We start from the raw sequence: 25,115 nt of genomic DNA on the forward strand, positions 1-25,115 counted from the left end.
TCTCCTAATATTTAAGCCCTTCTTCTTCCTCCACCAACGGCAGTATTACTAATACCTTTGTCCCAGCGACCAAATTCTCAAACTGAATTGCTCCGTTATGCTCTTGTATGATTCGTTGAGAAATTGATAACCCTAACCCCGTTCCCTCATCTTTCGTTGAAAAGAATGGTTCACCGATTCTCCCAATAATTGAAACGGGTATACCTGGCCCATTATCGACAATTTCAATAAAGACCTCTTGTTGATTCTGGACGTTTACGGTAACTTTTACTTTTCCACCTTCAGCTCCAGCAGCTTCAATCGCATTTTTCATTAAATTGATCAAAACTTGTTTTATCTGTGATTTGTCTACATGTACATTCGCTTTTTTAACTTCAAATGATAGCGCTACATCTACGTTATGCAGCGTTGCTTCATTTTTCATAAAATCAACAGTCTCACTTACAAGATCATTTATATTATAATAATCTCTTTTAGGTGCCGTTGGTTGAGTTGCCATAAGAAAATCATTAATTAGTTGATTCATCCGGTCCATTTCACTTAATACAATATCTCTAAAGTGATTATGTTTTTGGTCTTCAAATAAAAACTGAACAAATCCTCTCACCGATTGCATCGGATTGCGTAATTCATGTGCCAAGCCAGCAGACAATTGACCAAGCAATGATAATTTTTCAAGTCTCATTAATTTATCATCGAATTCATCATAGCTTGATTTCCCTGCGTTTTCTATAATAACTGAAACGACAGATGATAAACGCTTAATCGTTTCGATCTCCTGCTCTGTAAAAGCATAAGGTTCAGGATCGATCGCACAAACGGTACCAAACAACTTCCCATTTGAAAGGTAAACAGGCATCCCTAAATAAGAACCTATTCTCGCTTCATAAATCGCATCAAATACACTTGCTCTGTCATCTTTTTTTGTATCATTTATAATTAATGGTTCCCGACCATCACAAGGAATAAGACTTCATATAGCATGGTCTTTCGGCAATTCTACTCCTTCTTCCAAGGAACAGCCCTTTTGGTTAAAAACCTTAATGACTTTAAACGTCTCTTCTATATGACTCACAAAATGGGTTCTTGTCCCAATTGATTGGCTTGCAAACCATAGCATATCCTCTAATGCCTGCTCGTACCGGTTCATCCATATCCCCCCTTACTAAACAAACTTCTCTTTTCTTCTATGTAACAACATTATAAGAATAAAGCATAAAAGTCTATGCCCATATACAAATTAGCATTAAAAATCGGATTATATCAAGAGCTAATACTACCAATTAAGAAACCTTTTTTTGGAATTCTCAATTAACGTTATGTTATGAAAGATCCTAGTCTAAAAAAGATGCCTGTCACTCGAAAAATCTCACGAGCCACAGGCATGAACATGTAGATCAATTACTATAACTTATGCAGCATTTGACATTTTCGTTTCTCTGATTACCTTCTTTCTTACTGGAGTTTTTCCCACCACAAACTCCCCGAAAGGCAATTTAGAAATGATGTAGATTAAAAGTATTGGAATCACTATTCCAACAACAAATTGGATCATTAAATAATTGAATTCTGTTGTTTCTGCTAATGGAAATCTCCTGCTTATAACTGTTTGAACAAATGGATGAAGCAAATAGATTCCAAACGAATACCCACTAAATGAAACTACCCACGACGGAATTTGTTTCACTTTTGATATGAATAAGACTAAGAGAAAAAACAACAAAACCGTATAAGGAATCAGATCAAATCGAGCCGATGTCACTCGCATCAAAACTCCTGTATGATATATATATTGAACAAGTCCTAGTGAAGCAATTACTCCATAAGCAATAAGCTTCCAATTTTTATTCACCATTTCAATAAAATGCTCATAGTTTCGTCCACAATAATAGGCAACCACATAATAGAAAAACCAACCTACAAACAAAACTCGTGAAAAGAATAAAGTTAAATAACTCGAATGATTGACATAATCTATAAAATAAAAATATAAACTAATCCAATACACCACACTAACAAAAAAACTTACCATTAACACAAGTGCTGGTTTGAACCTATTTATATATTTTACGAAAAGCAAATGTATGAAATAAAATTGAAAGATGATTAAAACAAAATACCCATGCCATTGCCCAATAAAGTTATATCCGACCTCTTTAGCAAAGTCATTGAATGTCCAGTTAAATCGATAATATTTATCACCAGCATAAAACACCGCCATAACAAGATAAGGTATGAGAATATACTTGATTCTCTTTATCAAAAAACCTTTCGGAACGTTATCTTTATACGCATGCGTCATAACAATGGTTGAGATCAATACAAACATCGGTGTTCCGTACAGTAAGATCATTTGAAGCGTCCGGTAAACAACCCGATCATCCCCAGTCACAGAAAAATCTGCGAGAACTCTACTCACAGCGTGAATGAGGACAACACTTAAACAAGCAATGATCCGGAGCCAATACACTTCGTTCATCTGTTTCGCTCTCACATCATTCACGCTCCTTTTCAAATTTATGAACTCTACTATTTTCTTTGATTTCTTTCTATTTCTCAATTTATAAAACCATCCTAAAATGTAAAATTGAGGATAAATGATCTAAATTATGTTCAGAAAAAAACATTGTAGCGAAGCCCTCCTGCACATGCAAAGGGCTTCGCTACATGGTTAAAGACCACTATCGAAAAAGAGAACAACATTATTTGTCGTACTGTTCAACTAATGTGCTTGCTTCATTTATTACGACTTCAAATAGCATCAAGATAATCAGTTAACTAATTTTTAATGCGAGGATTAGAGGAACACGGTAATGGACAGCTTTAAAAAAGTGTCCATTACTCAGTTTCATTTCATTCTGTCTAGGATAAATTCATTCTTTAACCTAAGTAATTTTTAATCACAACCACTAGGAAAATCATCTTCTTTTAGTATAGCCAGAGTCATATCATGTATGACTCTATCACCTTGTTTCACATTCAAAGAAGATATGTTCCCACCTCCCCCTATTTCTATTTTTTTCAGTACACCCTCGTTCGTCTTAAGTAGAAATAAAGGCTCCCATTCATGTACATAGGCCCCTTCATTTACATAGATCTCATCAATCGTACCATTACAAACACTAACAACTGTACGGTAAGTATTCACAAGTAGCTTCCTCCTTCATAAATCTATCCTCCAAATTTTGAAGCTTCAACCATGAACAGCCTAAATTTAGTCACCTCGAGAAATTAAGATTACTAGAAATTCCTCTCCCAAAACTTTTCTGACTGTCTATTTTGAAAATAAACCTCTTAATGCGAATGCTACATTTTGAGGACGTTCAGCCAAACGCCTCATAAAATATCCAAACCAATCCTGTCCAAACGGTACATAAACACGCATCGTGTAGCCTTTTTTCACTAACTCTAATTGTAAATCTGTCCGAAAACCGTAAAGCATCTGAAATTCAAATTGGCTGTTTTTGATTCCGTTCTCTTTTGCAAAGCTTATTACTTTTTCAATAATATGATGATCATGTGTTGCTATGGCCGTATAACTTCCACTTAGTAAATGGTTTTTGATAATATTAAAGTAATTTTCATCGATTTTCGCTTTATCTTGAAAGGCTACTTCAGGCGATTCTTTATATGCACCTTTTACTAATCTTAGTGAAATCCCTTTTAAGCTTCTAATATCTTCTTCGGCTCTAATTAGATAAGCTTGAATAACCGTTCCAACATTGTCATAATCTTTCCTTAACTCTTTTAAAATTTCTAAAGTCTGCTGGCAATGTGAGTAGTCCTCCATATCAATCCTTACAAAGTTGTTATACTGTTTGGCCGTTCCGACAATTCGCCTCATATTTTCCAAACAAAAGTCTTCACTTATATCTAAACCAAGCTGTGTCATTTTAAGTGATAGATTGCAGTCAACACCTGTAGATGCCATGGCATCTAGTGTCTTTAGACAATATTCTGTTGCTGCTGTAGCTTCTTCCTTGCTATCTACAAACTCACCCAAATGGTCAAGTGTACACGTTAAACCTTGTTTATTTAATTCTTTCACTTTTGCTATTGCACTTTCGATATTTTTCCCCGCTACCACTTGAGATGCCCCTACTTTTAATCCCCACCTTTTCGCAGCAACATTCAGTGCTTTATTTTGTGAAAGAAACATAAAGAAAAGTTTCATTGGTTGTTGTAAAATCATTTTGATCCCTCCAGTATCAGATTAGAATTTTTGCTTGCTACCTTCCCTTATGCAAAACCCATGCCATTTTTTTAACAGCATTATTCAGGCTATTTCTTTAAAATACCACCATCTATCCATACACATCTGTTTAATACCGTCTAATTTATACATATGTGTAAACGCCATCATTCACTTTTCACCTAAGAACCTTGTACATGACTATTAAAAAAACGATAGAAGGTGAAAAACTAGTTGTTCTCACCTTCTATCGTTATTTTCAACCATCTAAACAGATTAGGCATTCTATAGTTAAACATGATAGAACACCCATTATTAGTTTTGGCATAGTTATTGCATATAAAAAGTAAACTCATTAAATAAAATTTTTCAAAGGAAAGGAGTGAGTACTAATGGATTATAGTCTTTCATCAGTGACATGGCTTTGGGTCTGTGTTCCTTTTATCGGAATTATCGGTCTATCTATTTTAACCTTAATTTTTGAAAAGGAGTGAGGAACTGAATGAATACAGCCACTATGATTACATTTACTGTATATTTAATAGGAATGTTAGGTATTGGTTTATGGACTTACAAGAGAACAAATACCATTTCCGATTATTTCTTAGGAGGAAGAAGTTTAAATAGTTGGGTAGCTGCCATGAGTGCACAAGCTTCTGATATGAGTGGTTGGTTACTTTTAGGTCTTCCTGGTGTGATCTATGTATCAGGGTTAAATGGAATGTGGATCGCCATCGGATTAGCGGTCGGTACATATCTCAATTGGCAGTTCGTAGCTAAACGATTACGCAAATACACCGAGGTTGTAAATTCAATTACCATACCAAATTATTTTGAAAATAGATTTAAAGATTCTACAAAGATGTTACGTATCATTTCTGCGGTGACAATTATAGTCTTCTTTTTATTCTACGCATCCTCTGGGATGGTTGCGGGAGCTGTCTTGTTTGAGCAAGCATTTGGTATTGACTATAACATGGCATTATTTATAGGAGCTATCGTCATTGTATCTTATACCTTTCTCGGTGGGTTCCTTGCAGTTAGTCTAACAGATTTCGTTCAAGGTATTTTAATGTTATGTGCGTTATTATTTGTCCCAGCATTAATCATTGTTTCACTCGGAGGTTTGCCTGGACTATGGAATAATATCGGACAAGTTAATGTTGACCTACTCGATATTATGAAATCCGTTGGAATTGAAGAGAACTCATGGATAACAAACGCTACTTCATTCAGTATAATTGGAACCGTTTCATTGCTTGCGTGGGGAGTTGGATACTTTGGGCAACCTCATATTTTAACTCGTTTCATGAGTATAAGAAGCGCTGCTGAAATTCCAAAAGCTAGGCTTATTGCTGTAGTATGGGTTGTCCTTTCCCTTGTTGGTGCTGGATTGGTAGGAATCGTCGCAATCACACAATTTGATGTGCCAATAGAAAACCCCGAAAGCGTATTCATACTCCTCGTCCAAAATTTGTTTAATCCTTGGATAGCTGGTATCTTACTCGCTGCAATTTTAGCAGCTATTATGAGTACGATTGACTCACAATTGTTAGTTTCCTCAAGTGCAGTTGCTGAAGATTTTTACAAGCAGATTTTTAGAAAGAATGCTAGTGAAAAAGAGCTTGTTTGGGTCAGTCGTGGGTCTGTCATTTTCATTTCGATTGTTGCTGTTATATTAGCTAAAAGCGGAGGAAATGTATTAGAGCTTGTCTCTTATGCTTGGGCAGGTTTTGGAGCAGCATTTGGTCCAGTAATTATCCTCTCTCTTTTCTGGAGACGAATGACAAAAAATGGAGCTCTTGCCGGTATGATAACTGGTGCTTTAACGATTATACTATGGGGAAAGATTGAAATATTAAATAACATAGGCTTATATGAACTTGTTCCCGGGTTCATCCTAGCATGGATTGCTATTGTCATCGTTAGTCTTATTGATAAAGCCCCGTCTTTTGAAATTAAAGAGGAATTTAACCGGGTAGTTAATCAGCCTAGTGACCAGCAACATGAACATAATAAATCTTTATAACGGCTACTATGCAAGATAAAAAGGTAGACGGCTCCATAGTGAACTTCTCTCCTTAAGGTAGACAGGTTGTCTTACTTAAGGGGGAGCTTTTTTTTGTATCCAATAAATATTATCCTAGTCTGTTTAAGTGTGAAGCGCTGGAAATCATCAAAAGTGAGATAAACAACATTTGAGAACCTATCAGATGCGGATAGAGGGTTATATCCATTAATATAATTAATGACAGATACCAAAAACACCTAAAAGGCCTCAGCCCTATGGAATATAGAGCTAAAGCCGATTAGGTCATTTTATTATTTCCCATGTCTACTTAACGAGGACACTTCATTTTAATTTATTCTGCATCCATAAATGGATATGCAATTTCTGTAGTTGGAGCAAAGTTTTCTTTGATAATACGCGGACTCGTCCAACGAATCATGTTAAATACAGAACCTGCTTTATCGTTTGTACCAGAACCACGAGAACCGCCAAATGGTTGTTGATTAATCACCGCACCAGTTGGTTTATCATTAATATAGAAGTTTCCAGCTGCACCAGATAAGCGGCGTTCTAAGTGCATAATTGCTTGACGATCTTGTGCAAAGATCGCGCCTGTTAATGCATACATAGACGCTGTATCTACGGCAGTCAATGTTTCTTCTAATTGATTATTTTCATACACATAAATCGTTAATACTGGTCCAAAAATTTCTTCTACCATTGTTTTGAAGTTTGGATTAGTTGTCACAATGATTGTCGGTTGAACGAAATATCCTTCAGAATCATCATAAGTACCACCAGCAATAATCTCTGCTTCTTCAGAAGCTGCAGCATAGTCGATGTAGCTTGTGATTGAATCAAAAGCTGCTTTATCAATTACCGCACCCATGAAGTTTGTAAAGTCTCGGATATCTCCTACTTTAAGCTTAGCAGTTTCTTCCACTAAACCACCTTTCACTTCCTCCCATATGTTTGCAGGGATGTAAGCACGAGAAGCTGCTGAACATTTTTGACCTTGGTATTCAAAAGCACCACGAACAAGGCCAGCTACTACTTTATCTCGTTGTGCAGTTTCATGAGCAAATACAAAGTCTTTTCCACCAGTTTCCCCAACCAAACGAGGATATGATTTATAATTTGTAATGTTTTCGCCTACAGTTTTCCAAATTGTTTGGAACGTACTAGTTGATCCTGTAAAATGGAATCCAGACATACGAGGGTCTGTTAATACTACTTCCGATACTAGTGAACCACTGGAAGGTACGAAGTTAATTACGCCTTTTGGCAATCCCGCTTCTTCTAATATACGCATAAAGTAGTAGTTTGATAATAAAGCAGTTGTTGCTGGTTTCCAAACGACTACGTTCCCCATCATTGCAGGAGCTGATGGTAAGTTCCCACCAATTGCTGTGAAGTTAAATGGAGAAATTGCCAATACAAAACCATCTAATGGGCGGTATTCTAAACGGTTCCATATATTCTTCACACTTTCTGGTTGAATTTGATAAATTTGATTAGCATAATCAACGCCAAAACGTAAGAAATCTGCTAATTCTTGTGCAGCATCAATTTCAGTTTGAAAAGCTGTTTTGGATTGTCCTAACATCGTAGCAGCATTCATTACGTCACGGTATGGTCCAGAGATTAAATCAGCAGCTTTTAAGAAAATGGATGCACGGTGTTCCCATGGCATATTCGCCCATGATTCTTTTGCAGCCATTGCCGCTTCTACAGCATCTCGCAACTCTTTTTCTCCAGCTTGTGAAAAGTTTGCCAAAACATGTTGATGATCATGCGGCATAACCACTTGCTTCACTGTATCTGTTTTTATATTTTCTCCATTGATAATCACAGGGATATCGACTACGATTTCAGATTGGCGTTTTAATTCTTTCTTTAATGTTTCCCTTTCTTTTGTACCTGGAGCATATGTATTGCCAGGCTCGTTTTTCGGTGTTGGGATTTTGAAAATTCCGTTACTCATTCATTTCACATTCCTTCCTGAGTGGTTTATCTTGTATACACCTATAAACAATGCAATATCTGTGCCAAAAGGTAAAAAAGAGTTTAATTTCTCTAAAGTGGCTTTCCAAAACCATTATTCACACAAAATCACTGGGGAAATCTATACAGTTCATTTACATAAGTGTAAACGTTTTACACTTATGTATAAAAGATTAAGAGATCGGGTTCCCTGTTTGCCCCTTCAAAGAAGTCTTGACGATATGTACTGATAAAGCTTTACGTTTAATCCCTTTACTATCCTACATAAATGGCAGTGTTATAGGATCTGAATAGAAACAAACGTGCGTACTTACAAGCAACTTGTTACACACAAAAAAAGTGAGACCCCGCGGTTCTCACCTTTACTCTTACAGCAATTCATACTTCTTTAGTTTGTTATATAAAGTCGCACGTGAAATCCCCAATAACTTCGCTGCAGCCGCTTTGTTTCCATATGTTTTTTGTAATGCGTATTGAATCTCTTCTTCACCTTGCCCGTTTATTTTTTCTATGTTCTCAAATTGTCTCTGTAAAGCAGGAGGCTTATGTTCCTTCATGAAATTCTTAGGTAGATGATGGGGCTTAATTACCTCATTGTCGTTAGCCAAAATAATAACACGTTCGATAATATTACGAAGCTGCCGTATATTTCCCTGCCATGGGTGTTGTATAAAACTATACATTACCTCAGGGCTAACTTCAGGAATCGGCATAGCGTATTTGAGAGAGAATTCAGTCAAGAATAATTGAATCAATTCAGGTACATCTTCAATCCGCTCCCGTAATGGTGGTATAGATATTGAAATAACATTTAAACGGTAATACAAATCCTCCCGAAAACTTCCTTCATCTATCATCTTTTCTAAATCTCGATTTGTAGCAGCGATAATACGGACATCAGTTGGAATGGCTTCATTTCCACTAACTCGGTAATAATGCTTTTCTTGTAATACACGTAATAGTTTAACTTGTAATTCAAGTGGCATTTCACCAACTTCATCAAGGAAAATGGTACCTCCTTTTGCGGCATCAAATTTTCCTTTCTTCCCTCCTTTGATCGCCCCTGTGAACGCCCCTTGTTCATACCCAAAAAGTTCACTTTCAAATAAAGCGTTGGGGATGGCACCACAGTTAATTGCTACAAAAGGCTTATTAGATCGATTTCCAGCTTTATGTATTCCTTCAGCAAACAACTCTTTTCCGACTCCACTTTCCCCAGTTATTAACACAGCGGCATCCGTTTTAGCCACTTTATTAGATAGATTAATAGCCTCTTTTAAAACAGGACTTCTCCCTTTAATTTTGTTAAATGGCGATAGGTTCTGTTGCTTTTGAGTTGCACTTTCTAGGTTATGCAAATATGCAGTTGTTGAAGATAATTTATCATTTAATTTAACCATCTCGGTAATATCTCTTTCTATTGATATTCCCCCAACGACTTCTTCACCAACATAGACAGGAGATGTAGTAATTAGTACGTGAACATTAGGGTGCGGCTGGTTGTATTTACTCATAACACCTTGTCGTTCTTTCATCGTCGACATTAGAACAATTGCCTCTTTTTCGAAGTAATTTGTAATAGACTGGCCACACACCTCATTAAGGAAAATCCCGTACATTGCTTCAGAGGTAGGATTCAAGTATATGATATTTCCATTAGAATCAACAGTTGTAACAGCAGATTCAACCGAGTTAAGAAACGTTTCATAAAATGCTTTTGTTAACTTCCATTGTTTCCAAACTTCTTTCATTATTACTGAATAAGGAATCCATCCACAATAGTCACCATCTGCCCCTTTTAAAGCAATATCTCTACCTTCATCGCTCATATCAATTTCGGATAAGAGAGTCGTATGGCTATATACATCCATTTTTTCATATTCCAAATCGCAATTCCATTGTAGTGCTATTGCTTCAAGAGTCATATGATTTTGCAAATTGAAGACCTCCCCAATAAAATCAAAGATTTTGTAAAAGGTAACATAAAAATAATTAACCTAATTCATTAAATTGTTTAGGCCTTTAAATATTTAATTCTACTAAGTTTTTATACTTTTCTTCATCAAGTAGTTGTAATCCTACCTCCTTCGACAAGTTTTTTTAAAATTGCAAATCATCCTAATTGATAATTTCTATTGAATACGATCTTAATGTGTGAGTTTGTGGCTTATGACTATAACCTCAATAAGGAATAACCATTAATTTCCTTGGCTATTCCTCCATAACGAACTAAAATTATTCCTCAAACTTTAGTCTCTTTATTTCTATCTACTAGCTCCGTTATCCTTTCTTTATTATCTCTCCGGAAAACCCTCTTCACCCCTCTTGCCACATCATCAAATAACATATAAACAGCTGGAATCAGCAATAACGTGATCAAAGTAGCAAACAATAGTCCAGTAATAACCACCGTTGCAAGCGGTGCTTGATAATTACTTGCAACCCCTGTAGAAACAGCCAATGGAAACATTCCGGCAACCGTCGTTAATGTTGTTAAGAAAATTGGACGAATTCGATTCTTCCCTGCTTCTATAACCGCTTCATGAACAGACTTATCTTCAAAACGCAATTGCTTCGTTCGGTCAATAAGAAGAATAGCATTGTTTAGAACAATTCCGATTAACATGATTACCCCCATGGCTGACATGATGCTTAACTCTCTTTGCGTAATAAACAGCCCAAGAATGACACCAGTTATTGTCATAGGAATGATCGTCATGACAATGATTGGGTGAACGAGATGATTAAATTGAACAGCCATGACAACATATACTAAGAAAATAGCAATTCCTAAAATAAGAAGTATCTCTTGAATGGCTTCCTGCTGCGCCTCTAAATCCCCACTAATGGAAATCGTGTAACCCTCTGCGGTTTCAAACTGCTGTATAAGCGCTTGAACATCACGATTAATGGAACCTAAATCACGCCCAGAAATATCTGCTAAAACTTTTACAACGCGCTCCCCATCTTTTCGATCAATTTGCGTCGGAGCCATAATCGTCTCTAACTCCATATAGTCAGATAAAGGCTTCTGACCTTGTGGTGTGTTTATTTCAAGAGCCAGTAAATCTGACTTTTTCTCGATTGAATTTTTTGTTTCAACATAAATAGGGGATGCATCAGTATTAGATAGGTGACCAATTGGTTGTTTTGCTTGACTAGCATGAATCTCATGAAAAAGTTGTATAGCTGTTACACCGTCTTCTTTCATTTGATCTTCGTTTAAAACAATGAGCTGCTCTTCAACTTGCTTATCCAATGTTCGTTTCGCTCCAACAATTCCATCGATTTGATTAATCTCGACTTTTAAATCTTCAGCTAGTTCGGATAGTTGGTCTACGTTTTCCCCTACAATCTCTACTTGTACTGGGAAACCGCCCCCACCTTCATCTAACGCGGAGTTCACACTGAGAATAGGATGAGACTCTTCTAACTGCCTTAGTTCGTTAAAAATTTGCTCATTGACTTCTTTTTGTTCAACGGTCACGTCATCACCTGTTGTCATATTAATTAAAACGTAGAGATATTCGACGTGATCTAAGACAAAATTCTCTTTTACATCCGTAATGGTTGCCAGCCTATTGTTCATTTCGCTAACAATTTCCTCTTTTTCAGCTGGGGTTACCCCATTTTCAAGAGTAACCATAATCTCAGAATAACGGTTAAATACATCAGGCATGATCGTCATTGGTATCTTTGTTGTTAAAAAAAGGGAACCGATAAATATGGCCACAAACAAACTTATGACTCCATATCTTCTTCGTTTCTTTTCCGTCATCCAAGAAAGAATCGATCCATACGCACGAATTGTTCGGTTTTCCCTTTTTTCATTTTGTGTGGTACGAACTTTTAAAAAGTTTTCCGATAACGAAGGAATCAGAGTAAAAGAAACAATGACTGAACTTACTAACGTAACAATAACAACGACAGATAAGATCATCATGAACTTACCGGTCTCTCCACCTAACAGCCCAATAGGTAAAAAGACTACAACAGTCGTAAGCATCGAAGCGAGTACTGCGGTCGCTACTTCTTTGATTCCTTTCAGGACAGCCTCCCTATTACCTAACCCTTGTTCTTTCTTTCTATAGATAGATTCCATAATGACAATGGAAGCATCGACCATCATCCCAATCCCTAACCCTAATGCAATTAAAGAGATGATATTAAAGCTATATCCAAGAATCCACATACTTGAAAAAGTTAGTAAAATCGAAGCGGGTATAGAAATTCCAATGATGAATGTCGCTCTTATGTTTCTTAGAAATAAGATGAGTGTTAAGATAGAGAGTAGTCCACCGAGCAAAATATTATAAGTTACCCCATCAATGGCATCTTCTATATAGTCGGCTTGTGACACAATGTACTCAAAGTCGAAACCACTTACTAGACCTTCTTCTTTAATTTTTTCGACTTCACTTCGTACCGCTTCTGCCATTTCAATTTGTGTCACATTCGATACACGTCCAACTTGTGTAAAGATAAAATCTTTGCTGCCATCCTTCCAAACTGCTGAACTTCCATCACTTCTTACTAGTGAAACGTCTGCTATTTCAGATAAATTCTTTATGCCATCGGCCGTATGAATCAACAAGTTTTCAATGTGCTCAATCCCTTCATAAGTCGTGTCCCACCTTATGGTTGGCTCATTCTCTTCTTCCGTAAATGTTCCTAATGAAGTAATGAGATTAGACTGTTGAATCATTGGAATGACTTGGTTTACATCTATATTCAGTTCTTCCATTGTATCTTGATTAAATTGTATGGAAACTTCGTAGTTTTCTAGCCCATCAAACTTTACCTCGCGAACTTCTGACAATTCCTCCAGCCGTGGCTTCACTACATTTTTTGCGAATTCCGTCATTTCTTCCATCGATCCATTTGAAATTGACATAAAGAAATCAAATGGCTGTTCCGTGGAAAACTGAAATGTTTCTAGTTGGTGGATAGCTGGCAGCTGTGTTTGAAGTGAGGCCATTTGAGCTTCTATATCCTTAAAAACTTCATCTCCTCTCCCCTCTTCTATATATACCGTTATTGCACTTTGCCCAATATAGGAAGAGGATTCATACGACTCAACACCGTCAACAGTACTTAATACTTGTTCCATAGGCTCGGTGACTTGTTGTTCAACATCCATTGTTGCAAGTTCTCCTGCATCCACTTGAATCAATGCCATATCAAAGGAAATCGGAGGAAACAGTTCTCGATCTAATTTTGTTACTGAGAATAAACCAATGAAAAATATAAAGACGACCATGAGCCCAACCACAATTTTTCTGTCCAAAAGGAATTTAATAAAGGACATAGCTTTCACTCCTTATCTATTAACATACCTTTTTATTATAGGAGCAATTCTAAGAAAATATATTACTTTTTTCATAATTAAAGGACTTTTTAGAAAAAATTTACATAATACATAGGACTTTAGTTAACCACAATGAAAAAAAGACAGGATGACCTGTCTTTACATGTTCGAACCTTTCAATTCAACCTAATCTAATCAGTATCGATAATTAGCTTTCAGAAATTAAATCAATATTACTTTTTACAAAATTTCCCTGTTGTTGATAAGGATGATAAGGTCGAATGATCGAAGCCTATTTCACTCCTGAATGAAAGCCTTTTCTATTAAAGAAAGCCTATTTTCATTAATTCATTGACATACACCTCAAACTATTGTAAAGTACCTAAGGGTCGAACATTTACGTTTGACCCAAACCACAATATTCGTATTTAGAGGTGGATACCTATGGAAAATGTATTTGATTACGAAGATATTCAATTAATCCCTGCAAAATGTATTGTTAACAGTCGTTCAGAGTGTGATACAACGACAACGTTAGGTGGACGTTCTTTCAAATTACCTGTCGTACCTGCAAATATGCAAACAATTATAGATGAGAAGATCGCTCTTTACTTAGCTGAAAATGGTTACTTCTACGTGTTGCACCGTTTTGAGCCAGAAAAGCGCCTTGATTTTATTAAAGATATGCATGCACGTGGTTTGTTTGCTTCTATTAGTGTTGGAGTCAAGGACGAAGAATATAGCTTTGTTCAACAACTTGCCGATGAAAAGCTTACACCAGAATACATTACGATCGATATCGCACATGGTCATTCCAATGCAGTTATCGAAATGATTCAACATATTAAGAAACTTTTACCTGAAAGCTTTGTCATTGCAGGAAATGTAGGAACACCAGAAGCAGTAAGAGAATTGGAAAATGCTGGTGCAGATGCAACAAAAGTTGGAATCGGACCAGGAAAAGTATGTATTACGAAGATTAAAACAGGTTTTGGTACGGGAGGCTGGCAATTAGCAGCTCTTCGATGGTGTGCAAAGGCAGCAAGTAAGCCAATTATTGCAGACGGTGGAATCCGTACAAATGGCGACATCGCTAAATCCGTTCGCTTTGGTGCAACGATGGTGATGATCGGTTCCCTATTTGCTGGACATGAAGAATCACCAGGAGAAACAATCGAGAAAGATGGAAAGCTTTATAAAGAATACTTTGGTTCAGCTTCTGAGTTCCAAAAAGGTGAGAAGAAGAATGTAGAAGGGAAAAAGATCGTTGTTGAGCATAAAGGAGCTTTACAAGATACATTGACTGAAATGGAGCAAGACCTTCAATCTTCTATCTCTTATGCAGGCGGAACGAAATTAGACTCAATCCGTCACGTAGATTATGTTATTGTTAAGAATTCTATTTTTAACGGTGACAAAACGTACTAAGTATTAGAAATACACGTAAAGAAACACTGTTCATTAAAAACAGTGTTTCTTTACGTGTGCTTTAGTCATGTTATGCGATTCAACCTTTTGAAACGTCCTATGACAAAAGCGATAGTTAATCATAGCTGTTAAAGCACCTATGAAGATGATCGTTACTGGAAATAATGAGACAACAAAAATAGCCGATACTGTAATGACTACTACTGAAAACGAAACAGGCAAATCATAAAAAGACAGTGCAAATGCTTGTTTTATCATTGGTTTTATTTTCAGGTTATTTTCATTAAGCATAACCGGGATTAGATAAACACTTGTAAAAAGGTATAATAAAACGACAAAACTAGTTATAACAATAAGTGCCATTCGAACGAACCCGTGTGGGATATTGAAAAAGACAGTCAAATCGAATAATAACAACGCACCAATCATAAGCCATGGAACACCGATTAATAAGCTTTGTCTCAACTTCATTCGGAAAATCTGTAAAAAAGGCTTTAAGACTCGCTCTTCTTTCTCAAGGTGCCACTTTTTTACAACTCCAACCATTGCCACCGTAGCTGGTACAATGGTAACGATTGGAATAGAAAACAAAATCCAAAGCAGATTTAAAATAACAATATTCGTTAGCTTATTTAATGTCTTTGCTGTCTTTCCATCCCATACATTCATTTCACTACAACTCTCTTTCCTTTTCCCAGATTCCTTTTAAATTGGTTACTTTCACACGGTCAAATGCTACTTCACCATTTCTAGCAAACAATTCCATTTCTACATCCTCTTGTGATGGGAAAATGAGCTCCGTTATTACACTTTCTCCATCATTCAAAAATACTTCTAGCGAAGAGGTATCTAGGTAAAATTGGACCTTATTTACTTCTTTTTCGAATGGAGCGATGTCTTTACTTGGGAACTCGGTTGAGAAGTCAACCTCTCCACTTTGTGTTCTATCAATAGACCACTGACCTTTCTTCAAATGAAAAGCAATGGTGGTTTGAGATTCCCCGTGTCGAACATGAATCCCCCAAGTATCAGCTTGGGCCTCTTTCACTTCTATATCCATTTCTAATAGAGGGCCAACACCTGATAACTTTAATGGTTTTTCTTTATGGGTGATTACATCATGTTCTTCTATCGTTTTGCGTGTTCTTAATTGTTCTATTTCTTTAACAGGCGTTTGAACTAAATTGTACCCATTTTCCGTTTTCATTAATGTGACGACACGTGGAATTGACATCGCACTTCTCCACGGATGAGTCGGGACTTCATTAGCGTATTGCCAGTTGCTCATCCAACCAATCCAGATCTGTTCTTGCGTTGGTGTATCAAGCCATGAAACCGCAGCATAAAAGTCACGACCATAATCTGCCCAGTGCGTCGTTTCAGGGCTTTCATCAGGGAGGAAGCTCTTTCCATTAAATTCTCCTACAAAATATTGCATCCCAGAACCCCCATTTGGAGCACCTGGATTAATACTTACAATTAAAACCCATTTCTTTTCTTCGCTTCCTTTAACGGGTACTTCAATTAGATCTGGACATTCCCAAACTCCCCCGTGTGCACCATACCCTTCTCCAAATGAGGACATATGCTCCCATTCTAGTAAATTAGAAGATCCATAAAACCGTATATGATTCCCGCAAGCAAGTGACATGATCCATTTGTTTGCATCTTCATGCCAAAACACCTTTGGGTCACGGATATCCTTTAACCCCGGATTAGCAATCACCGGATTATTATGATACTTCGTCCACGTCCGTCCCCTATCATGAGAGTAAGCAATACTCTGCTTTTGGTTCCCCTCCTCATGTTGCGTAAAAATCGCAACCATAACATCCTCATCACCGTCTTTTAAGCCACTCGTATTGCCATAGTCAACAACCGCACACCCGGAAAATATCGTCCCAAGCTCATCAGGAAACAAAGCAATCGGCAAGTGATCCCAATGAATCAAATCTTTACTTACTGCATGACCCCAATGCATGGGCCCCCACTTTGTGCCATCTGGATGATACTGATAGAATAAATGATATTCTCCTTTAAAATAAACTAAGCCATTCGGGTCATTCATCCAATTTTCCTTCGGCGAAAAATGAAATTGCGGTCTATAACGTTCGTTGTACATGTCAGATACCTCTCCTTTTTTTTAAAGAGGCGGTAAACCACTTTCCTACCGCCTCTTAGAACAACTTTTATCCTTTTACACCACTCGATGTAATGCCTTGAACATAATAGCGTTGGAAAAATAAGAAGATTAGAATGACAGGGATCGTTGTTAACGATAGGGCAGCCATGATTTCTCCGTACTGTATGTTGTTATCCGTAAATAGATATTGAATCCCTACTTGCACCGTTCTCTTTGATGCACCGGTTGTCACAATTAATGGCCACATAAAATCGCTCCAATGAGTAACAAAGGTCAATATCGCTGATGTTGCAAATACCGGCTTGGCATTTGGAACGATAATGCGCCAAAATGTGGTCCATGGAGATGCCCCATCTATATGGGCAGCTTCTTCTAATTCTTTTGGTATGTTTAAAAAGAATTGACGGAACAAAAAGATGTTAAAACAGTTAGCAATAAATGGGACATATAATGCTGGATATTCATTTACCCACCCAAACGCATTCACAATTAAATAAAGTGGAATCAACACACTTTCAAATGGAACAATATATAGAGCGATAATGACCATAAGAATTAGCCCAGCACCAGGGAACTTCAATTTAACAAGAGCATAGGCACAAAGGGAGTTTACAATTAGACCTAATATGACAATCATTCCAACTGTATACAAGCTATTCCACATATACAAAAAGAAGTTAGTGCCTGTTTCTTTGTTAAATAAAATATTATAGTAATTTTCAAAAGTAAGACTTTCTGGAATAAAAGCTTCAAGACCCATTTGCGTGAATATTTTCGTTTCTGGCTTCAAAGACGAAATCATCATCCACAAAAGAGGCGCTATGAAAAGTAACCCGACAACAATAATGGTTAGATTAACACCCACTTTTGCCAGACGTTTTTTTGTTTTGTAGTTCATGCCATTCCCTCCCCTCTCTACTCTTTCACAAGGAACTTTTTCATAATTAATGAAACACTTAAAACTATTATAAAGAACACGACTGAAATGGCCGAAGAGTAGCCAACATCACGGAACTGAAACCCTTCTTCATACAACATATAGACGAGCGTCTTTGTCGACCCGCTTGGACCCCCATTAGTCATTACAAACGGTTGTACAAATAACCGGAACGCTTGAATGGTTGTAATAATAAGTACAAATGCGGTTACATGCTTTAGTGCTGGCAGTGTTACATTTAAAAATTTTCTCCATGCATTTGCCCCATCTATTTCGGCAGCTTCATATAATTCTTCTGGAACTTCTTTTAGACCTGCCAAGAATATAATCATTTGAAATCCGGCAGCCTGCCAAATTGACATAAAAATAATAGAATTCATGGCTTGATTTGGACTTAGTAGAAAAGGTTGATTAGGAATTCCAAATAAATTTAAAACACTATTAATTAATCCATTTTCAACGTTATATAAAAACGTCCAAAGTATCGCAACAACGACCATGGAAGTGACAACTGGACTAAAGAAGAATACTCGGCCAAGGGAAGCTAGTTTTACTTTTTTATTAACAAGTAAGGCTAAGCCCAGGGCAACTAATGATTGTAGAGGCACAACGACAGCTGTAAAATACATGGTATTTTTTAATGCGTTAAGAAAGTTCCCATCTGTTAATAGTCTCTGATAATTATCAAGTCCGATAAATGTTTTTTCACCTGGTCGTAACATCGCATAGTCCATAAAACTATAAATAAATGCGAGAAGGACCGGGAGAATCAAAAACGTAAAAAGCAATACGAGTGCCGGTAATGAAAAGAGGATTCCAAGAACTTTCTTTTGTCTTTTATACGTCATTCGATTTGGGTTATTTCTTTTTACCATTTTGATTGGGTTTGGACTTTGTGGTTCAAATTGTTCTTTTTTTGCAGCTTCCATCAAGTCACACCACCTTTTCTTTTACTAAAACGTTAAAATCACTCTATTATGTTCCAAGGGAGGTGTCCCCCTTGGAATATAAACATTGGGTTATCTACTTTGTCTTTCAATGTCTCTTTCGACTTCACTTGCCACTCGATCAAGCTCTTCTTTAGCATCTGCACCAAGGAAAATATTTTGTACAGCTTCTCCGTATCGTGCAGATAATACCGGGTAAGACGTTGTACGAGGTCTTGGGTGTGATGTTTCAATAACTTGATCCTTCAGCACACGAAGAGGCAGTTCATTCCACTCAGTCATATTGTCAAATGCAGATTTTCTAGCAGCTGGCTTTCCAGAAGCTAGTGCAAGCTTTAAACCATTCTCTTCGTTTGTTAAGAAGTTTAACAGGAGAGCTGCTTCCTCTTGATGCTCAGTGTTTGTTGACATTCCCCACGTCCAGTCACCCGATGGAGATACTTGTTCACCTTTTGGACTTCTCGGGTAGTATGTGATTCCCCACTCCGTATCTGGGTATTCTTTTAAGTTTTCCCATTGCCAAGATCCCATTAACATCATAGCTGCATTGCCATCCTCAAATTCTGTTGGTGTAGGTTGAAGATTGACAAGTCCTTCCTCCGTAAACTTTTGTAAGAATTCAAGTGCTTCAATTGTTTCAGGGCTGTTCATGATTCCTTCTGTTGTTGAGCCATCTTCTGCGATAAATCCTCCACCGTTACTCCAAACAGTCGGTCCTGAGAAATAAATGATCCATTCACCGTAATCAAGTGTCCAGTTCACACCGTATATTCCGTTTTCCCTGTCTGTTAGTGTCTTAGCTGCTTCGTAAAATTCCTCCCATGTCCAAGCATCCTCTAAACTTGTAGGAGGTGTAATCCCTGCTTCTTCTAGCATTTCAACGTTATAGAAAAGTGCAACTGTAGATTCTGTTGGTCCAATAGCATACAGCTCATCCTCAAATGTTCCCTGAATGATTACTGAGTCAACAAAGTCATCAATATTATCTACTAAACCATCAATTGGTTGAATAATTCCTGAGTCTGCATAATTAGCAACGTTCGGTCCATCTAATGATAGTAGATCAGGTAATGAACTACTTGATGCAGCAGCGGAGACTTGGTCTTCGTAAGCATATTGGTTTCCTCGTGGGATAAACTCATAACTTACCTCAATCTCTCCTTCGTGCCTCTCGTTAAATTCCTCAAATATTTCACTATAAGCTGCTGTCATCTCTCTACTTGCTTCAGGATGCCAAACGGTGAGGTTAACTACATCTCCGCTACTTCCCGACTGATTGTTATTACTTTCCTCATTACTTACAACATCATCATTTGAAGAACATCCTGTAGCAATACCTGCTGCAGTTAAAATTGAAAGGAAGCCTAATCCCCAACGTTTCATTTCATTTCCCCCTATAATCTTTAATGTTTTCGCTTTCACAACATGAACTATTTACTAGATTTCTCTGCTTCACCTCCGTTTTTGTTCGACTTCTATAAACTCATTGTATAATTAATAAAGCGCTTTCAAAACGAGGTATATCTTTGATTTTTGTTGAAATTCTTATTCTTAGTACTTTTAAAAAAGATTTTCAACAAAAAAATCCTCCACTTATAATGAATCCACTGAAAAAGTCCTTTTTAGCGGATTCGAGGAAGCAGCAATGGCTCCACACGTTGCGCGCCTGCTATAAGAAAACCACTCATAGCAGGCTTTAAGGCAAAGCAACGGTTCCGCTCATTGCTTAAAGGCCACTGAAAAAGGTCAAAACCGTACCTTTTTCAGTGGCCTCCTTATAATGGAAGATTTTTTCGTTCACCTTTTATGTTGTTTAAAGGGAAAGACTCGTTTTAACCCTATTGTTGCTGCCTATAATTCTGAAACATTATTTCTAATTTCTCTAGAAAAGTATCAATATCACGATCTAAAAAAAATTGCTGTGAAATTCTTCTAAACTCTGCTTCAGCAGCTGTACCTCCAGCCCAATGATGGTTCGGCCAATTTACTGTCTTCCCCATAGTAACATGCTCGGCTAGACGGTTTACTTCTGGCTTGTTCATGTTCACTCCTTTTACAGCACTAATATTCCCTTCATAATCGGAGAATTTTTGCGCATTTTCTTTTGTGAGAAGAAACTCTAAAAAAAGCTTTGCTTCATCAGGGTTGTTCGTATCGGCCGAAATCGCAAAGCCTCCATCAACCCCCCCTAAAACGTTATTACTTTCCACATCATTTGTAACAGGAAATGGAAATATCCCATAGGTTAATTGAGGATCTAATTTTTCTATTCGAGGAAGCATCCATACCCCATCGACAAACATAGCTGCATCACCTTCAATAAATGCATGAATAACCGCTTCAGAATCATAACTAAATGAGTTGTCTTGAACGTAATCTAGTACTTGTAGCATTTTTTCTGAAGCTTCTATCCATCTCGGGTCGTTTGTAATCGTCACTTTACCTTGATTCAATTTATTCCAATAATCACTATCAAACTCGTTAGCTATAAAGTTTAAATTAAAAACACTTATGTTCTCAAGTTCTTTATTTCCTATTAATATCGGCTGTTTTCCTTCCATTTCTAGTAACTCTAGTGTAAGCAGAAATTCGTCCCATGTCTGCGGAATATCAAGCTGTAATTCCTCAAATATATGGGTATTATAAATAACTCCAACTGCATTTTGTGATAAGGCTACTCCATACATTTTCTCATTAATTAAATATCTATTTTGAATCTCAGGATCAACTTGTTGAATGAAATTTTCATTTGTAAGATCTAACAAATACCCTTTTTCCGCACGTACAACATAATCTTGCTCTATTGGATAAGTGATAAAAATATCAGGAACGTTGCCGCGTGCAATCCTTGTTTTTAAAACTGCCATACCGTCGGGAACGTTTACTTGTTCAATCTCAATATCAGGATGAAGCATTTCAAACTGGTCAATCATCTCATTGAAAAATTCAACAGCTTCTGGTTTTGGTTGGAAGAATTCAATCAGTTTTTTCTTCGTTTCATGCTGAACTTCTTCTCCTGTAGTGGAACAAGCGCTCAAAAATAAACTCGCGATTACAAGCGAACAGCCTATTATGTTATTTGTTTTCATTTTGAGCCTCCCTTTTAAAAAGCAATTCTAATCACTTTTTCTGTATTGACTCGGTGTAACTTTTTGCCGTTTTTTAAATACTTGGCTAAAGTACCGTTGGTCATTGTAACCGACCATGTTGGCAATTTCATAGGTTTTTAGATCCGTCGTCTTTAATAGTACACAGGCATGCTCAATTCTTAAGTTTGTAACATATTCTAAAAACGTTACGCCCGTTTTTTGCTTAAATAAAACACTAAAATAACTGACACTTAAATCAACTTCTTCAGCTACGGAGTCAATACCAATTTCCTTTGTAAAGTTTTCCTGTAAATATGTTTTTGCTTTTTTGATTGCTGCATCTGGAGAATACTTTGATTGATATTCACTTTTAATGTGATCTTCAGAGATCAGATTCATTTTTAAAAACGAAGCAGAGTCTAATAATTTCCATGTTTGCTGATAGGATTGGGAAAGATTATTCATTCCAACTACATCCTTACCCACAGCTATTTTCACCAACCCGTCTATTTTATTACCAAACTCCTGCATTGCTAATTTAACCTTAGCAGCTAAACCTTTATTCTTCTTTAGGTGAGAACAAACAAGGATATAGCGTGTACTTTCAAATTTATATAAGAATACTTCTGAGATTTGCTCTGCACTCACAAATTTGACCCAGTCCCTAAGCTGTTGTTCATCATTTGCTGATCCTTTATTAAACTCTAATGCCGAAATCACATACGTTCGATCATCATTTTCAAGACTGAGCTTTGTTTCTCCAAGTGTGATCGCTTCATAAATGAGGTGTTTCCGATGCTCGTATTCTTTCTTTCTTAATTCTTCAAATTTAGTAATGACTCTATTTATACATTCTTCTAATTCTTCATGATCGATCGGCTTTAAAATATAATCAAATGCATTATTTTGTAAGCCTTCTCTAGCATACTCAAATTCATTGTAGCCACTTAACAGAATCACTTCTGGTTTTACCGGCATTGTTTGAATCCTTTTTAATAAATCAAGCCCATTCATTTCGGGCATACAAATATCAGTTATTACAATATCTGGCTGAATGTCTTGAACAAGAAGAGCTGCATCCTGGCCATCATTAGCTGTTCCAGCAATCTCACAACCTAAAGCTTTCCAGTCAATAATTTTCTGCAGACTTCTAAGAATGAGCGATTCGTCGTCAACTAGCAACACTTTATAAGTCATGTTGTTCCCCCTGAGTTAAAGGAAACGTCAGCTTGATGATTGTTCCTTTGCTCTCCTTAGAGCAGATCATTAAGCCGTAACGTTCTCCATAATAAAGTTCCAAGCGTTCTTGAACATTCATTACTCCACAACCTAACTTTCGTTTCGATTCTTTGCAACCTTGTTTATATTTATTAAAAGTGGAAAGGACCTCATTTGTCATTCCAACGCCATTATCTTCAATAAAAAAGAATCCTTCTTTGTCAGACATTCCTCCACGGATCTTTATGACACCATCTGTTTTATTGCGATTAAAAGCATGAATTAATATATTTTCTACTAATGGTTGTAGAACGAGTTTTAAGATAGCATAAGTTTCTAATTGTTTATCTACGTTAATTTCGAACGTAAACCTTTCATCAAATCGAACCTTCTGAATTTCCATATAACTAACAACATGACGTACTTCATCTCTAACCGTTACTTTGTTATCTGAATTAATACTAAGACGTAGAAGCTTTCCAAGATTGATTGTCATTTTGCTAATATCTCTACTTCCATGTAATACAGCCAATGAATTAATAGACTCTAACGTGTTATATAAGAAATGCGGATTAATTTGATTTTGTAATACTTTAAATTCAGCTCTTCTTTTTCGTTCCTGTTCATTTTTGACTCTCTTTAACAATGTTGATATTTCCTCAACCATTCGATTAAACCCTTTCGCTAAATGGTTCAACTCAACAACAGAAAACGCTTTCATCCTAGTAGATAATTGTCCTTCTTCAACTTTTCTCATATTATATTGAAACTCTGTTATAAACTGGATAATCCTATTTAAAAAGATTTGCTTAAAACAGACAGCGAACACCGTCACAAAAATAACTAAAAAAATAGTCACTTGTCGTATAAATCTCGTTTCATCTGTAATGAAGCTCCATGGTTTGATGGATACAAGGAAAAACTCGGAATCTTCGTTCTCATTAAAGCTAATCGGGATGTACGTAATTAAACTTTTTTCTTTTTCCCAATCACTAATTAATGTTCCAGTTTGATTTGTCACCATTTCTTTTGGGAGCTCGATCGTTTCACCAACCAATTCATGGTTACGGTTATAAACAATCTCTCCTTCTTGGTTCACAATCATTTCCTGAGAATCCTTCTGTTGAAGTCCTTTAAATACTTCATCAAAGCGATCCAACTTCACGTCAATTATGAGATATCCAATATCATGAAGAGTATGAATGTCCTTGATGACACGCCCTTGGGAGAAGATTGGTTTCTCCCCTTCAACAAACTTGTCACTTTCAGCAGTTGATAACCAGACTGGCCGTCCTTCCCCCTCCACCATAAGATTAAAATACTCTGATTCTTGAAAGTGTTCGAATGTAGGAATACTTGGCTTTTTAAAACTATAAACATGACCATTAGCACTATAAAGAACTAAATCATCAAGTTTCGATTGACCATACATAAGTCCAGCAATGGCTTGGCCTCGATTATAAAAATCCAGTAATGATTGCTCGTCATTAAATTTAATAAAGTCTTGAACTTCCCTAGAAGAAATAATGTAATTTGATAAATTGTCAACCTCAGACAAGATCATTTGTAAATTCAGATCAATTGCTTCTAACGTATGTAACGTTTCATCCCCAACCTTGTTTTTTAACGTTGAAGAAGTGACATGGTAGGAAACAAAACCTAAAATAAAAATCGGCAATAGAATAAAAACCAAAAATGCAATAAGAATTTTATTTTGAAACTTCATAAAAAACACCCATTTTTCTGAATGATTTGTGTTATTGAAATAGTAGCACACGGAAAGAACTACGTATACTTGGGAATAAAAGGAATCAATGATATGGCAGTTTATGACCCTT

18 protein-coding genes are annotated in these 25,115 nt (G+C 36.7%); 2 read left to right on the plus strand and 16 right to left on the minus strand.

Annotation, left to right across the window (positions count from 1 at the left end; translation table 11 throughout):
• Window positions 1–4: 4 nt before the first annotated feature.
• The 5 genes from MF646_RS00985 to MF646_RS01005 all read right to left on the minus strand — a co-directional run bounded on the left by MF646_RS00985 (window position 5) and on the right by MF646_RS01005 (window position 4,192).
• On the minus strand, window positions 5–967 hold the full coding sequence (locus MF646_RS00985; RefSeq protein ID WP_338035463.1) for an ATP-binding protein: 963 nt from the start codon (window positions 965–967) through the stop codon (window positions 5–7).
• Between the two features lie 6 nt (window positions 968–973).
• On the minus strand, window positions 974–1,150 hold the full coding sequence (locus MF646_RS00990) for a hypothetical protein (RefSeq protein ID WP_250094615.1): 177 nt from the start codon (window positions 1,148–1,150) through the stop codon (window positions 974–976).
• 261 nt (window positions 1,151–1,411) lie between these two features.
• Complete coding sequence (locus MF646_RS00995; RefSeq protein ID WP_250094616.1) at window positions 1,412–2,494, minus strand: acyltransferase family protein; 1,083 nt, start codon at window positions 2,492–2,494, stop codon at window positions 1,412–1,414.
• Window positions 2,495–2,896: 402 nt separating this feature from the next.
• Window positions 2,897–3,148, minus strand: a complete 252-nt coding sequence (locus MF646_RS01000; protein WP_250094617.1) for a biotin/lipoyl attachment domain-containing protein — start codon at window positions 3,146–3,148, stop codon at window positions 2,897–2,899.
• 126 nt (window positions 3,149–3,274) lie between these two features.
• Window positions 3,275–4,192, minus strand: coding sequence for a proline dehydrogenase family protein (locus MF646_RS01005; RefSeq protein ID WP_250094618.1), 918 nt, complete (start codon window positions 4,190–4,192; stop codon window positions 3,275–3,277).
• A gap of 502 nt (window positions 4,193–4,694) precedes the next feature.
• Here MF646_RS01005 and putP point away from each other — a divergent pair.
• Window positions 4,695–6,221, plus strand: a complete 1,527-nt coding sequence (putP, locus tag MF646_RS01010; RefSeq protein ID WP_250094619.1) for a sodium/proline symporter PutP — start codon at window positions 4,695–4,697, stop codon at window positions 6,219–6,221.
• A 334-nt stretch (window positions 6,222–6,555) separates the two neighbouring features.
• Here putP and pruA read toward each other — a convergent pair whose 3' ends face one another.
• The 3 genes from pruA to MF646_RS01025 all read right to left on the minus strand — a co-directional run bounded on the left by pruA (window position 6,556) and on the right by MF646_RS01025 (window position 13,515).
• Complete coding sequence (gene pruA / locus MF646_RS01015; RefSeq protein WP_250094620.1) at window positions 6,556–8,187, minus strand: L-glutamate gamma-semialdehyde dehydrogenase; 1,632 nt, start codon at window positions 8,185–8,187, stop codon at window positions 6,556–6,558.
• A 388-nt stretch (window positions 8,188–8,575) separates the two neighbouring features.
• Window positions 8,576–10,144 (minus strand): sigma-54 interaction domain-containing protein, encoded by a 1,569-nt coding sequence (locus MF646_RS01020; protein ID WP_338035461.1) that lies wholly within the window; start codon window positions 10,142–10,144, stop codon window positions 8,576–8,578.
• 305 nt (window positions 10,145–10,449) lie between these two features.
• Window positions 10,450–13,515 carry an efflux RND transporter permease subunit gene (locus MF646_RS01025; protein WP_250094621.1) on the minus strand — a complete coding sequence of 1,022 codons (3,066 nt, stop codon included), beginning with the start codon at window positions 13,513–13,515 and terminating at the stop codon, window positions 10,450–10,452.
• Window positions 13,516–13,959: 444 nt separating this feature from the next.
• Here MF646_RS01025 and guaC point away from each other — a divergent pair, with 444 nt between their 5' ends.
• Entirely contained in the window at window positions 13,960–14,943 is a 984-nt protein-coding gene (guaC, locus tag MF646_RS01030) for a GMP reductase (protein WP_250094622.1), read from the plus strand.
• A gap of 33 nt (window positions 14,944–14,976) precedes the next feature.
• On the opposite strand, the gene MF646_RS01035 is transcribed toward guaC, so the two are convergent.
• The 8 genes from MF646_RS01035 to MF646_RS01070 all read right to left on the minus strand — a co-directional run bounded on the left by MF646_RS01035 (window position 14,977) and on the right by MF646_RS01070 (window position 25,003).
• The gene (locus tag MF646_RS01035; protein WP_250094623.1) at window positions 14,977–15,612 is read right to left on the minus strand and encodes a YesL family protein; all 636 of its coding nucleotides are present in this window, start codon (window positions 15,610–15,612) and stop codon (window positions 14,977–14,979) included.
• 4 nt (window positions 15,613–15,616) lie between these two features.
• Window positions 15,617–17,065 (minus strand): glycoside hydrolase family 32 protein, encoded by a 1,449-nt coding sequence (locus tag MF646_RS01040; protein ID WP_250094624.1) that lies wholly within the window; start codon window positions 17,063–17,065, stop codon window positions 15,617–15,619.
• 67 nt (window positions 17,066–17,132) lie between these two features.
• Window positions 17,133–17,984 (minus strand): carbohydrate ABC transporter permease, encoded by an 852-nt coding sequence (locus MF646_RS01045; protein WP_250094625.1) that lies wholly within the window; start codon window positions 17,982–17,984, stop codon window positions 17,133–17,135.
• A 17-nt stretch (window positions 17,985–18,001) separates the two neighbouring features.
• A complete protein-coding gene (locus tag MF646_RS01050) occupies window positions 18,002–18,952 on the minus strand; it encodes a carbohydrate ABC transporter permease (RefSeq protein ID WP_250094626.1) in 951 nt (316 codons plus the stop codon).
• Between the two features lie 90 nt (window positions 18,953–19,042).
• Window positions 19,043–20,353, minus strand: a complete 1,311-nt coding sequence (locus MF646_RS01055; protein ID WP_250094627.1) for a sugar ABC transporter substrate-binding protein — start codon at window positions 20,351–20,353, stop codon at window positions 19,043–19,045.
• 455 nt (window positions 20,354–20,808) lie between these two features.
• The gene (locus MF646_RS01060) at window positions 20,809–22,059 is read right to left on the minus strand and encodes an ABC transporter substrate-binding protein (protein ID WP_250094628.1); all 1,251 of its coding nucleotides are present in this window, start codon (window positions 22,057–22,059) and stop codon (window positions 20,809–20,811) included.
• A 27-nt stretch (window positions 22,060–22,086) separates the two neighbouring features.
• On the minus strand, window positions 22,087–23,256 hold the full coding sequence (locus tag MF646_RS01065) for a response regulator transcription factor (RefSeq protein WP_250094629.1): 1,170 nt from the start codon (window positions 23,254–23,256) through the stop codon (window positions 22,087–22,089).
• Complete coding sequence (locus tag MF646_RS01070) at window positions 23,246–25,003, minus strand: cache domain-containing sensor histidine kinase (RefSeq protein WP_250094630.1); 1,758 nt, start codon at window positions 25,001–25,003, stop codon at window positions 23,246–23,248. The genes MF646_RS01065 and MF646_RS01070 overlap by 11 nt, the downstream gene beginning before the upstream one ends.
• Window positions 25,004–25,115 lie beyond the last annotated feature (112 nt).

The organism is Halalkalibacter alkaliphilus (genome assembly GCF_023555415.1).
In the GTDB taxonomy this organism is placed as follows: Bacteria; Bacillota; Bacilli; order Bacillales; family Bacillaceae_D; genus Halalkalibacter; species Halalkalibacter alkaliphilus.

Coding starts and splice junctions, on each gene's coding strand:
- MF646_RS01005 (WP_250094618.1), bottom strand. CDS start 4,192: ATGATTTTACAACAACCAATGAAACTTTTCTTTATGTTTCTTTCACAA.
- MF646_RS01060 (WP_250094628.1), bottom strand. CDS start 22,059: ATGAAAACAAATAACATAATAGGCTGTTCGCTTGTAATCGCGAGTTTA.
- MF646_RS01070 (WP_250094630.1), bottom strand. CDS start 25,003: ATGAAGTTTCAAAATAAAATTCTTATTGCATTTTTGGTTTTTATTCTA.
- MF646_RS01025 (WP_250094621.1), bottom strand. CDS start 13,515: ATGTCCTTTATTAAATTCCTTTTGGACAGAAAAATTGTGGTTGGGCTC.
- MF646_RS01055 (WP_250094627.1), bottom strand. CDS start 20,353: ATGAAACGTTGGGGATTAGGCTTCCTTTCAATTTTAACTGCAGCAGGT.
- MF646_RS01065 (WP_250094629.1), bottom strand. CDS start 23,256: ATGACTTATAAAGTGTTGCTAGTTGACGACGAATCGCTCATTCTTAGA.
- guaC (WP_250094622.1), top strand. CDS start 13,960: ATGGAAAATGTATTTGATTACGAAGATATTCAATTAATCCCTGCAAAA.
- MF646_RS01035 (WP_250094623.1), bottom strand. CDS start 15,612: ATGAATGTATGGGATGGAAAGACAGCAAAGACATTAAATAAGCTAACG.
- MF646_RS01040 (WP_250094624.1), bottom strand. CDS start 17,065: ATGTACAACGAACGTTATAGACCGCAATTTCATTTTTCGCCGAAGGAA.
- MF646_RS01050 (WP_250094626.1), bottom strand. CDS start 18,952: ATGGAAGCTGCAAAAAAAGAACAATTTGAACCACAAAGTCCAAACCCA.
- MF646_RS01045 (WP_250094625.1), bottom strand. CDS start 17,984: ATGAACTACAAAACAAAAAAACGTCTGGCAAAAGTGGGTGTTAATCTA.
- putP (WP_250094619.1), top strand. CDS start 4,695: ATGAATACAGCCACTATGATTACATTTACTGTATATTTAATAGGAATG.
- MF646_RS00990 (WP_250094615.1), bottom strand. CDS start 1,150: ATGAACCGGTACGAGCAGGCATTAGAGGATATGCTATGGTTTGCAAGC.
- pruA (WP_250094620.1), bottom strand. CDS start 8,187: ATGAGTAACGGAATTTTCAAAATCCCAACACCGAAAAACGAGCCTGGC.